General features: G+C 34.0%; 8 protein-coding genes. 1 reads left to right on the forward strand and 7 read right to left on the reverse strand.

Features of this window, described 5'->3' with window-relative positions; translation table 11 throughout:
- Positions 1-784: 784 nt before the first annotated feature.
- The 7 genes from yidC to guaA all read right to left on the reverse strand — a co-directional run bounded on the left by yidC (position 785) and on the right by guaA (position 11765).
- Entirely contained in the window at positions 785-2692 is a 1908-nt protein-coding gene (gene yidC, locus BUB42_RS15425) for a membrane protein insertase YidC (RefSeq protein ID WP_073021982.1), read from the reverse strand.
- 50 nt (positions 2693-2742) lie between these two features.
- The gene (locus tag BUB42_RS15430; RefSeq protein ID WP_073021984.1) at positions 2743-4359 is read right to left on the reverse strand and encodes a CTP synthase; all 1617 of its coding nucleotides are present in this window, start codon (positions 4357-4359) and stop codon (positions 2743-2745) included.
- A gap of 345 nt (positions 4360-4704) precedes the next feature.
- A complete protein-coding gene (locus tag BUB42_RS15435; protein ID WP_073021986.1) occupies positions 4705-4938 on the reverse strand; it encodes a DUF3820 family protein in 234 nt (77 codons plus the stop codon).
- Between the two features lie 609 nt (positions 4939-5547).
- Complete coding sequence (locus tag BUB42_RS15440; RefSeq protein WP_073021988.1) at positions 5548-6546, reverse strand: DUF6340 family protein; 999 nt, start codon at positions 6544-6546, stop codon at positions 5548-5550.
- Positions 6547-6779: 233 nt separating this feature from the next.
- Positions 6780-7181 (reverse strand): OsmC family protein, encoded by a 402-nt coding sequence (locus BUB42_RS15445; RefSeq protein WP_073021989.1) that lies wholly within the window; start codon positions 7179-7181, stop codon positions 6780-6782.
- A gap of 992 nt (positions 7182-8173) precedes the next feature.
- A complete protein-coding gene (locus BUB42_RS15450) occupies positions 8174-10105 on the reverse strand; it encodes a LysM peptidoglycan-binding domain-containing protein (protein ID WP_073021991.1) in 1932 nt (643 codons plus the stop codon).
- Positions 10106-10235: 130 nt separating this feature from the next.
- Positions 10236-11765, reverse strand: a complete 1530-nt coding sequence (guaA, locus tag BUB42_RS15455; RefSeq protein ID WP_073021993.1) for a glutamine-hydrolyzing GMP synthase — start codon at positions 11763-11765, stop codon at positions 10236-10238.
- A 319-nt stretch (positions 11766-12084) separates the two neighbouring features.
- On the opposite strand from guaA, the gene BUB42_RS15460 reads away from it, so the two are divergent.
- A complete protein-coding gene (locus BUB42_RS15460) occupies positions 12085-12612 on the forward strand; it encodes a hypothetical protein (protein WP_073021995.1) in 528 nt (175 codons plus the stop codon).
- The last annotated feature ends 73 nt before the right edge of the window (positions 12613-12685 follow it).

Raw genomic sequence — 12685 nt, forward strand, 5'->3', positions numbered from 1 at the left:
TGACTTATTTTCAGGATAATTTTTTAAAAACAACCTGTATATAGGCAATGCCGACTGATATTTAAGGTTTTCTTAAAACTTTCGGATAGCAATGAGTTCTTTTATAAAAAATAATTCAATGTGATTTGCTCTCGAGCTTGAGACGCTTCCAGCGTGACAAATTGTGGCGTGAGTGTTCGCTAAAAAATATTATTAATAACATAAATATGAAACAGGTTTTTTAAACCATGAAGAGAGTTAAGGTAATTTAAGATTTAACTGAACTTAATGTTTCTTTATTTTCTTAATGGTTTTAGTAAATTTAATGGTTGATTGAGACAGCCCTTTTTCAGATCTTTTATAGTAGAAAACAATTCAATGTGATTTGCTCTCGAGCCTTGAGACGCTTCCAGCGTGACAAATTGTGGTGTGAGTGTTTGCTAAAAAATATTATTAATACTATAAATATGAAATAGTTTTTTTAAACCATTAAGAGAGTTAAGTTAATTTAAGATTTAACTGAACTTAATGTTTCTTTATTTTCTTAATGGTTTTAGTAAATTTACTGGTTGATTGAGACAGCCTTTTTTCAGATCTTTTATAGTAGAACACAATTCAATGTTATTTGCTCTCGAGTGTTGAGACGCTTCCAGTGTGACAAACTGAAGTGATATGTTAAAACAAATCACATCTTCAATCAGAAATAAACCACGAGCAAAAACAGTAACACAAAAAAAAGGAAATCAAATGAAGTTTAAGTCATTTGATTTCCTTTATGGTTTAATAGCGATTTATTACAACCGTACTATTTTTTCTTTTTATCCAAAGCTTTTTGAGCCTCAGCTTGTTCCATTACTTCTTGCAGCTTGCGTTGGAATTTACCTTGTTTTTTTGGCTCTTTCAACTTGTTTTCTTGAATTTGACCATGAATTTTATCGCTATCAATAAAGTATTTTTTGATCACGACCATGATTCCAATGGTAATTAAGTTAGATATAAAGTTATACAAACTCAATCCTGCGCCATAAGTATTGAAGAAAAACAACATCATTATTGGCGAAGCATAAATCATAATTTTCATAATCTTAGCCATATCGGGCATACCTTCTTGCTGTGGAGCCATCATTTGCTGATCACCAGATGTCATCTTCATGTAAAAGAAAATTGCAATCGAAGCAAGTATTGGAAACAAACTGATATGATTTCCGTAAAATGGAATATAGAAAGGCAACCTGATTATTTCATCAAATGAAGATAAATCGTCTGCCCAAAGGAAGCTTTTTTGTCTCAACTCAAATGCTGATGGAAAAAACTGAAATGAAGCATACATAAAAGGAAGCTGAATCAATGCCGGAATACACCCCGCCATAGGATTTACTCCTGCTTTATTATACAACTTCATTGTTTCCTGTTGTTTTTTCATTGGGTCTTTTTTGAACTTTTCTCCCAATTCAGCAATTTCTGGACGCAATACTTTCATTTTAGCTTGCGACAAAAATGATTTAAAAGTAATAGGCGACATTGCAATTTTTATTAAAATCGTAAAAACAATTATTGCAATTCCGTAAGAAATATAAGAGCTCAAGAATCCAAACAATGGAATAAAAATAAACCTATTAATCCACCCAAAAATTCCCCAACCTAACGAAATAATTTTTTCAATATTTTTGTCATAATTAGTGAGTGTTTGGTAATCAGTTGGTCCAAAATACCAACTCATTTTATGATCTAATTCCCCATTAGTAAATGCTAAAGGTATATTTGCTTTAAACTGTTTAGTAAATAAAGTGTCCACTTTATCATCAACTACTAAATTCTCTGACTTTAGCTTAGCAGTTTCAAACGGCGTTTTTGTCAATAAAATAGTTGAGAAAAAATGTTGTTTAAAAGCAACAAATGTAGCTTTCTCAAGATCCGACTCTTCGCTTTGTCCCATTCCTGAATAATCTACCTTCCCATCTTCATGCTCAAAGTAAATTTCAGTATATCGATTTTCGTAAGAAACACTTTTATCATTTCTAATTGCTTTTAAGTCCCATTCTAAGTCCAAAGGTTTAGCGGTATTCAAAACTTTATTTAATCCCTGCGAACGAATATCGAAATCAACCATGTATTCGTTTGGCTTCAATATGTATTTGTATTCCAAGAATTCGTTAGCTCCCGCTTTCAATTTCATAGACAAAACCTGATCTGCACCCATTTTTGTCAATGTTGGTTCAAAATACAAGTCTTTAGAATTTAAAGTACGATTATCGCTAGTGAGTAACTGAATATTTAAATTGGCGTTATTATCCTTAATTAATTGAACTAATTGACCAGAACCTTTCTTGAATTTCTCAAATTCTTTAAGTGTAGCCTCAATAATATATCCTCCTTTATTGGCAATAGTCAGTTTGACCTTTTCATTTTCAATTGTGGTAACCCCTGCTTTTGCAGAAGGAAGTGTCGCTGAATAAGCAAAGTTTCCAAGGCTTTTTTGCAGTTGAGCTAACTGCGTAGAATCTCCAGTTGCAGCCACTGCAATAGTAGCTTTAGCAACTGTTTTATCCTGTGACTCTTTAGCTTTAGCGGCTTTTACAACCAATTCCTTTTCTGCTTTTTCAGCAGCGACCACTTCCGGATCCGGCTGGTTTCGATACATTATAAAGATCAAAATAATGAAAATTAATGCAAAACCTATAATCGAATTGAGGTCAAATTTTTTTTGTTCCATTGTAATTAAAAAAAGTTTTAAATTTAAAGTCTGCTGAAACTAAAATGTTTCTAGTTATTTTTTTTTGCCTGAACTGCCGCTGCCACAAAATTCACAAAAATAGGATGTGGATTTGCAACCGTACTTTTATATTCTGGATGGTACTGAACCCCAATGTAAAACGGATGATCTTTTATTTCTATAATTTCAACCAAACCGGTGTCCGGATTTACGCCCGATGCAATTAATCCAGCATTTTGCAACTGTGCAACGTAATTGCTGTTGTATTCGTAACGATGACGGTGACGCTCTGAAATTGTCTCCTTACCATAAATTTTAAAAGCTAATGAATCTGGTTTTAGATCACATTTCCAAGCTCCAAGGCGCATCGTACCGCCTTTATCAGTAATTGTTTTTTGCTCTTCCATCAAATTGACCACTGGATGAGCAGTATGTTCGTTCATTTCTGTCGAATTAGCATCGGCAAAACCAAGAACATTTCTTGAATATTCGATGATCGCCATTTGCATACCCAAACAAATCCCAAAAAACGGAATTCTATTCTCTCGAGCATATTGCACCGCTGCAATTTTGCCCTCTATTCCTCTTTCTCCAAAACCTGGTGCCACGAGGATTCCGTCTAAATCAGAAAATTTTTCTGCAATGTTATTTGAATCAATATGTTCAGAATGTATTGAAATAACATTTACTTTAGTTTCATTGGCAGCACCTGCATGAATAAATGCCTCCAATATAGACTTATAGCAGTCTTGCATTTCTACATATTTCCCAATCAAACCAATATTTACAGTATGTTTTGGGTTTTTCAGTCGCTTTAAAAAGATATTCCAATTTTTTAAATCTGGAGCTGCTTTTTTAGGCAAATCTAACTTTTTCAACGCCACAACGTCAAGACCTTCTTCGAGCATTAAATTGGGCACTTCGTAAATTGTTGAAGCGTCAATAGATTGAATAACGGCCTCTCTTTTTACATTACAAAATAAAGCTAATTTGAGGCGTAACTCTTCTGAAATTTCGTGTTCTGTTCTACAAACTAAAATATCAGCTTTTATTCCGCTTTCCATCAATGTTTTTACCGAATGCTGTGTTGGTTTAGTTTTTAATTCTCCAGCAGCAGCTAAATAAGGAACAAGAGTTAAATGAATTACAATCGCATTATTTTCACCTAAATCCCAAACTAACTGTCTAACAGATTCAATGTAAGGCAACGATTCAATATCTCCAACTGTTCCACCAATTTCGGTAATTACAATATCATAATCACCAGAATTCCCAAGCAATTGCATTCTATCTTTAATTTCATTGGTAATATGAGGCACAACTTGCACCGTTTTTCCAAGAAATTCTCCTCTTCGTTCTTTTTCAATAACCGAAAGATATATTCGTCCTGTTGTAACATTATTGGCTTGAGAGGTAGGAACATTAAGAAAACGCTCATAATGTCCTAAATCTAAATCCGTTTCAGCTCCATCATCAGTCACGTAACATTCGCCATGTTCATAAGGATTTAATGTCCCAGGATCAACGTTAATGTACGGGTCAAACTTTTGGATAGTAGTACGATATCCTCTTGCTTGCAACAATTTTGCCAGTGAAGCTGCAATGATTCCTTTCCCTAAGGAAGAAGTCACACCGCCAGTAACAAAAATATATTTGGTTTGATTCATTCTAATATTATATGTGTTGTAGTTGTGTAAAAAACGTGGCAAAAGTACAAATTAAATTAGAGAATTTGTCAATTAGCTAATGAGAAAATAAAGCGATAACCAAATTAGAAAATTTGTCAATTAGATAATTAGAAAATTCAGAATCTTCTAATCTGTGTTATTCTCTAAATAATGCCATTTATGTTTTGAATATACTGTTAAAAAGAATTAAAATTTGTCAGGTTGTGCAGCTCATCATGATTGTAATGACGCACAAAACGTTGTTTATAAGTCGATCGTAATCTCGACTGCGCTCGATTTGACAAAAACTTGACAGTAATTTTAAAGACTATTTGGTATAACTGTTTAAAGTGCTTTTGGATATTGCTTTTTTATATTCCGAATTAACTCTTCTAGACCATTGAGTTTTAATTCATAAATTAGTTTCAATTGCTCTCCTAATTCTCCTTTTGGGAAGCCTTTATTGCTATACCAAACAATATAATACTCTGGAATATCAATTAGAAACCAACCTTCGTATTTACCAAAAGGCATTTTAGTATGAGCAAGTTTGATGAGTTGTTTTTGATTTTGATCCATATTGGGAAAAAGGTTTGAGGTTCGAGGTACGAGGTACGAGGTTTGAGGCACGAGGTACGAGGTTTGAGGTTTGAGGTTTGAGGTTCGAAGTACTAGGTTCGAGGTACGAGATTCGAGGTGCGAGGTACGAGGTTTGAGGTTCGAGGTACGAGGTACGAGGTTCGAGGTACGAGGTTCGAGGTTCGAGATTCGAGGTACGAGGTACGAGGTTCGAGGTTCGAGGTTTGAGGTTTGAGGTTTGAGGTTCGAAGTACGAGGTACGAGGTACGAGATTCGAGGTTCGTGGTACGAGGTTCGTGGTACGAGGTTCGAGGTACGAGGTTTGAGGTTCGAGGTTCGAGGTACGAGGTTCGAGGTTCGAGGTACGAGGTTTGAGGTACGAGGTTCGAGGTTCGAGGTTCGAGGTTCGAGGTTCGAGGTTCGAAGTACGAGGTTCGAGGTCTATTTATCAACATTTAAATTATTGGTGCAATTATTTATTTTAATTCTATAATTATAATTCCAAACAATAGGATAAAAATTAAAGTTTTGCTTTATAACGGGGTTGAAAAGCAAAACTTTAATTTAATATTTGACGATCAGAGAATTAATCAAAAACAAACGCTCAGTTTATTGAGCGTTTTGACTTTCCAATATTTTTTTATCGACAATTCTTCTGTTGATGATATCAAGGTAGTTTTGGGTTTTTTTATTTCCTGATGACGTAAATGACTCGGTTAGCCATTTTTTTGATAAAGCTAAATCGCCCTCAACTTCATAACAATATCCTAAATTGTGTGCAATATTAGCTCTATTGGTAGCGTCTTGTTCTGTTTTAAATGTACTTTCTAGCGTAGCAATTGCACCCGTATAATCCTGGGCAAGGATCAAGCGTTCAGCTCTTTTGGTAGTATCGGTTTTGCCTTTCATAATCACTCTATCTTCCCAAGTTCTGTAACTCACAAAACGTTTACCAATATAATCACCAAGGTTATAACTTACAGATTTCATTGCATTTGTTCCTGTAAGCACTTTGCCTGCTAACATTCCTGGACTAGCAGCCACTTCTCCAAAATCATTTGAGTTAGAAAAACTATTTTCGTAAAAAAGATTTTGTGTTTTTGGAAGATATATTCGTACTCCTACTTTTGCTTTTGCAAAACCTTGAAACAATATCGCTCCAACATTATTTGGGCTTGTTGCATTTCTTATTCTAAAATCGGAATCGAAATATTCTAAAACTAGCAACGCATCAGCATTGTGTTCTGTAGCGATTTTTTCTATTTGAAGCCATGGCATCACTGCACCAAATCCAGTAGAGGTCATGTTTTCACTTTTTAATCGATCCGGATGTTTGGTAATTTGAATATCGGAATTTTTCAAGAATGGATCTGTAAGTCCAGAAATGACTTGTTGTACAAGAATTTTATCAATTCCAATTACCTCTCCCGAAAGTAATCCTTCGATGGCTGTTAAAGCATTTCCCTGCGTTTTATCTACGATGACTATTCGCTTCACATTCGTTGGAAATTGTACAAGCGTAGGTTTGGGAACAAACACTTGCATTTCTTTGACAGAACTACAAGAAAAGAAGGTTAAAAAAGCTAAACCTAAAACTGTTTTTTTCATATTTATATCTACTATTTATCGTTTTTTACTTACTCTAAAACCTATTCCGTAAGTATATCATTGAATGCTTTAAACCCAAGAAAAGTTTACTTAAAATTCTCTTTAAATCAAACTTTTGAGATCAAAAACTCAGCGCTATTCATTTTTTGTAAAATATATCATTTATTTTTTATGAAAATCACTTTGAATCAGAATATAAAAATTATGTCTCTATACTATTTTTGATCTATCTTCTATTTCCAATTAAACGTTATTCGCTTCTCGATTTCTGGATGCAGACTCAAGAAAACAGGACAAGTCATTGCTGCTCTTTCTAAAATCGATTTATTTTTTTGATCATCAGTTCCTTCCAACTGGAAAACAATTTCAATGGCACCTATTCGCCGTGGCTCAGAATTCATAATTTTAAGCACCTCAGCGGTAGAATACTTTAAATCTACTACCAAATCTTTTGCCTTTATTCCCATTATAGTCATCATACAGGTTGCCAAAGCATTAGCAATACTATCTGTTGGAGAGAAAGCTTCTCCTTTTCCATTGTTGTCTACTGGCGCATCCGAAAGAATTATCGTGCCCGATTGTATGTGTGTTGAAGAGGTTCGCAAATCTCCTAAATAGGTTACTTTTGATGTCATAAGATTCTTTTATTTATAGTTTTGTTTTACAAATTCAAAGTAGTTTTCAAATATTGCTGCTGTTTTATTTTAAGTAAGACACTAAGTTTTATACTTTTTACTTTTAAGCTTTATAATCAGTATTTCATTTGCCACAAAGGCGCTAAGACACTAAGTTTTACAATTTTTACTTTTAACCTTCAATTTTCATTTGCCACGAAGGCGCAAAGACACTAAGTTTTTTATAATTTTTGATTTAAACTTTATAATGAACATTTCATTTGCCACGAAGGCGCTGAGACACTAAGTTTTACAATTTTTACTTTTAACCTTCAATTTTCATTTGCCACTAAGGCGCAAAGACACTAAGTTTTTTATAATTTTTGATTTAAACTTTATAATGAACATTTCATTTGCCACGAAGGCGCAAAGACACTAAGTTTTATACTTTTTGCTTCAGCTTTATATTTAGCATTTCATTTGCCACAAAGGCGCAAAGACACTAAGTTTTATAGTTTTTACTTTTCAGCTTTATAATCAGTATTTCATTTGGCACGAAGGCGAAAGACACTAAGTTTTATAATTTTTGATTTAAACTTTATAATGAACATTTCATTTGCCACGAAGGCGCAAAGACACTAAGTTTTTTATAATTTTTGATTTAAACTTTCTAATGAACATTTCATTTGCCACAAAGGCGCTAAGACACTAAGTTTTATAATTTTTGCTTCAGCTTTATATTTAGCATTTCATTTGCCACAAAGGCGCAAAGACACTAAGTTTTATACTTTTTACTTTTCAGCTTTATAATCAGTATTTCATTTGGCACGAAGGCTCAAAGACACTAAGTTCTATAATTTTTGCTAAGCTTTATAATGAAAATATTATTTGCTACTAAGGCGCAAAGGCACTAAGTTGATAATATATTTTGAGCTCTTTTGCCTTAGTCGTTAATGAGAAAAAAAATAGATATCAAGTGATAAAACCTTTTCAAAATTTCGTTGAATACACTTCTATTTTGCTTCTTTAACTGTCAAATCAGTGTCGTAATATAAAATGTAGATTCCTTTATTAGCATAACCTCCATCTATTTTTTTATAAAACTCGAATTTGTTATCCACTTGTTCCGTGGCTGAATTTTCTACCGTTTCTTGATACTTTTTACCTTGCGACAAACGCATCATTGTATCAAAAGTGACATCAAATCCTCGTGTTGCAAAATCAGTTGGACTCACATTATTTTTAATTTTAAATTCTTTTTTAAAAATTTGAGCTTCAGCAGATTCATTTTCGCGCGCAACAGATGGGTACATCAGGTTCAATTTGGCTAGGTTTTCCATGATTACCTCAGCTGTATCCAAAGTTTCGTTTGGCTCTAAAATCACCAGTTGAACTTTATAGGTTGCCATCGCACTCAACATTGTGGCGATCGTAGCTTTGATCATCGCTGTATTTGCAGTTTCCATTACCACATAATTTATTTTATCTTTTACAAAAAGACTTTTTAAATTTTCAGCAGAAACGCCACCAGTTGCGGTTAGCATAGAAAACTTCACATCCTTATGATTTTGCTGAATATACTCTATAACTGATCCCTTCTTTTTATCTACCACAGCAATCATATTTCCGCCTTTAGAACGCATATAAGTAAAAACAGCATTTTTTACAGCATCGGGAGAAGGAATAGATTGAAAAATATTAGCATAGGAAACTCCTTGATCTTTTGACAAAGGGGAAATAACAGGCACTTGGTTTTGCGTCAATAATTCGGCTGTTTTCTCGACATTACTTTGATAAAAAGGCCCAATAACAACATCAGAATCTTGTAAATTATTTTCTTTAATCAAAGATGCGATTGCCGATGAATTTTTAGTTTCTTGTGAATCAAAAATAGCAACATCAATATTTAGACCCAGTACTTTAGCAGAATCAATTGCCATAAGCGCTCCAGCATAAAAATCTAAAGTCATATTGAGAAATTTATCCTTTTTTAGACGCATCGCAGTTGAAGTCACGGTATCGCTCTCTATTTTAGCTATGTTAAAAGGCAAAAGCAGCGCTAATTTCTTTTTATTTGTAGTATTTGTTTTGGTCAAATCCGTATACTCTTTTTTGTTTTCCACAGTAGTTGCTGGTGTCGCAGGAACTTTCAAAACCATACCTTCAACAACGCCATCTGATAAAAAAGGATTCAGCGCAATTAATTCTGCTTGCGTTAAACCCGTCATTTTAGATAAACCGTAAAGGGTTTCTTTTGGTTTTACAGTATAATTTGTGGTTAACACTATTTTTATAGAAGTCGAAGCTGTACTTTCTTTTTTAGCTTCTGATGCAATTATTGTTGTGGGAACTGCTTTCCCTTTTACTAATAATTTAAAGCCTTCCGGCAAATTAGTAACAACCTCAGGATTCTTACGCTCTAATTCTTCGATCGAAATTCCGTACTGCTTCGCAATCGAGTATTTTGTCTCTTTTGGAAGCACATAGTGATAGACTGCTTTTTCGGCTTTTTCTGGCTTGTCCGAAGTGATTTTTTTGATTTTATTCGACGGAATTGTTAGCGTCTGTCCTATTTGCAATCCGTCTTGCTCAAGAAACGGATTAGCTTGTTTCAAAGCATCGTCAGTGATTCCATATTTTTTTTCGATACCGTACAAAGTTTCTTTTGGTAAAACTTCATGCGTCACAATTGTATTAGTCACTTTGGCAGCACTTACATTAGTTTTTTTGGCAGCAGCCGAAGGAATAAGTAAAACGCTATTAGGTTTTAAACCTGCTTGTGCATCTGGATTTAGTTGGTAAATAGATGTAGTGGTAACGTTATATTTTTTGGCAATCTCAGCGATTGTCTCGCCTTTACTAACCTTGTGCGTAGTTGTTTTATTTTGTGCAAAAACACCAAAATTTAACAAAGCCGTGATACAAATGGCAAAGATATATTTCATTTTATTTGTGTATAAATTATTAAAATCGTTAATCAAAACAACGGTATCAAATCTTATTCCGAAAATCTGATACCGTTGTTTTGCTATGTACTTTTAGAGAGCTTGTTTTATCAAAATAAAATCTCGCTGATTATTCCCACTCAATTGTTGCTGGCGGTTTAGAACTAATGTCATATACCACTCTATTTACGCCTTTGACTTTGTTGATAATATCATTCGAAATTTTCATCAAGAATTCATAAGGTAAATGAACCCAGTCAGCTGTCATACCATCAGTAGATTCTACTGCGCGAAGTGCAACAACTTTCTCATAAGTGCGTTCATCGCCCATCACTCCTACACTATTCACAGGCAAAAGTATTGCTCCAGCCTGCCAAACTTTGTCATACAATCCCCAAGATTTCAATCCGTCAATAAAAACGGCATCTACATCTTGTAAAATTTGTACTTTTTCTGGTGTAATATCTCCTAGAATTCTAATTGATAATCCTGGACCTGGAAAAGGATGTCTTCCTAATAATTCAGGATCAATTCCTAGTGATGCTCCTACTCTACGCACTTCATCTTTAAAAAGCATTCGAAGTGGTTCCACAATTTTTAATTTCATATAATCAGGTAAACCGCCTACATTGTGATGTGATTTTATTGTTGCCGACGGCCCTTTTACAGAAACCGACTCGATTACATCAGGATAAATAGTTCCTTGAGCTAACCACTTTACATCTTCTATTAAATGCGATTCATCATCAAAAACTTCAATAAATACACGTCCTATGATTTTGCGTTTGGTTTCTGGATCACTGACTCCTGCTAACTGGGATAAGAAACGATCTCCGGCATCTACGCCTTTTACGTTTAAACCCATTCCTTTATATTGATCTAATACGTTTTGGAATTCGTTTTTACGAAGCAAACCGTTGTTAACGAAAATGCAGTAAAGATTTTTTCGAATAGCTTGATGTAATAAAACTGCCGCCACTGTTGAATCAACGCCTCCAGAAAGTCCAAGAACGACTTTATCATCTTGCAATTTCTCTTTTAATTCTGCTACCATTTCGCTAACAAAAGCTTTTGGTGTAAAATTTTGAGGCACTTCGGCTATTTTAACTAAAAAGTTTTCTAACATTTTGGATCCATCCGTGGAGTGAAAAACTTCAGGATGGTATTGAATGGCATAAGTTGTTTCGCCTTCAATTTTATAGGCCGCAAATTCCACATCATGCGTGCTTGCTAGTTTTACGCCATTAGTAGGCAATACTTTAACGCTGTCACTATGACTCATCCAAACTTGACTATTCTCTGAAACACCTTCAAAAAACACTTCATGCTGCTTTATGTACGATAAATTTGCTCTACCATATTCTCTAGTATTTGAAGCTTCTACTTTTCCGCCGCTGAACTGCGCAAGATATTGCGCTCCATAACATACCGCAAGCATTGGTAATTTTCCTCTTATTTGGGATAAATCAGGATGTGGCGCATCATCAGCACGCACAGAAAATGGACTTCCACCAAGAATTACCGCTTTGTAAGAAGATAAATCAGTTGGAACATGATTGTAAGGGAAAATTTCGCAGAAAATATTTAATTCGCGAACTCTACGAGCAATAAGCTGTGTATATTGCGATCCGAAGTCTAAAATAAGTACGTTGTGTTGCATGCGCAAAAATACTTTTTATATTTCAAATTGGAAAATCGAATTTTGAAAATCTTCAATTTATTTTTAATGGTAAATTATTACTTTAAATAGCCCTACTTTTGCCAGCGAGCACAAAATAAGAATAATACAGTTCGATAAACAAACACTTTTTATATTCCAGTTATTTTATGCTCAGCTTAGCATTTGATTCTGAATACGCTACAATTGTTAATGAGAAACACTAAATCGCAAAACCACTTTAGTAAATCTAACGAAAATGACTAAGATTTTCTGCTATTGACTATCAAAATCGAACATAAATAATAACAAAAATTCAAAAATGAAAACAAAAAATTTAGCCGTGATTACCTGCTTTACTTTACTCCTTTTTTCCTGCAATGTTATCGATAAGCTGTTGACCTTTACTATTGACAATCAAACTTCGTTTAAAATATCAAGCGGATTCCCGCTCAATCTTGCAACGGAAGTAATTACGCCCGATGTTACTACTAATTCTAGTGCGGAGTTTGAAAACAACAACACAAAAGCAGAGTTAGTAAAAGATGTAAAACTAAAAGAGCTCAAATTAACGATCACTGATCCTAGTGATAAAACATTTTCTTTTTTGAAATCAATTCGCTTATATATTTCCACAGATGCCAACGACGAAATTGAATTGGCTTATTTAGACGATATAAATTCCTCGACAAATACACTAGAACTTCTATGTACTTCTCAGAAATTAGATAAATACATCAAAGCTCCCAGCTATAGAATAAGAACAAAAGCGGTAATAAAAGAAACAGTTACCAAAGATATAGTTGTAAAAGGCAACATGAAATTTCAGGTGACAGCAGATCCTTTCTAAGAAAAAACTAGTAACATAAAAAAAGGCTTTTGAAGTGATTCAAAAGCCTTTTCCATTAAGTTTTTATAATTTA

The organism is Flavobacterium micromati, from assembly GCF_900129585.1.
GTDB classification, from domain to species: domain Bacteria; phylum Bacteroidota; class Bacteroidia; order Flavobacteriales; family Flavobacteriaceae; genus Flavobacterium; species Flavobacterium micromati.

Bases quoted from the DNA above. Each gene is read 5' to 3' on its own strand.
- BUB42_RS15430 (WP_073021984.1), bottom strand. From the start codon at position 4,359: ATGAATCAAACCAAATATATTTTTGTTACTGGCGGTGTGACTTCTTCC.
- BUB42_RS15440 (WP_073021988.1), bottom strand. From the start codon at position 6,546: ATGAAAAAAACAGTTTTAGGTTTAGCTTTTTTAACCTTCTTTTCTTGT.
- guaA (WP_073021993.1), bottom strand. From the start codon at position 11,765: ATGCAACACAACGTACTTATTTTAGACTTCGGATCGCAATATACACAG.
- BUB42_RS15460 (WP_073021995.1), top strand. From the start codon at position 12,085: ATGAAAACAAAAAATTTAGCCGTGATTACCTGCTTTACTTTACTCCTT.
- BUB42_RS15450 (WP_073021991.1), bottom strand. From the start codon at position 10,105: ATGAAATATATCTTTGCCATTTGTATCACGGCTTTGTTAAATTTTGGT.
- yidC (WP_073021982.1), bottom strand. From the start codon at position 2,692: ATGGAACAAAAAAAATTTGACCTCAATTCGATTATAGGTTTTGCATTA.
- BUB42_RS15435 (WP_073021986.1), bottom strand. From the start codon at position 4,938: ATGGATCAAAATCAAAAACAACTCATCAAACTTGCTCATACTAAAATG.
- BUB42_RS15445 (WP_073021989.1), bottom strand. From the start codon at position 7,181: ATGACATCAAAAGTAACCTATTTAGGAGATTTGCGAACCTCTTCAACA.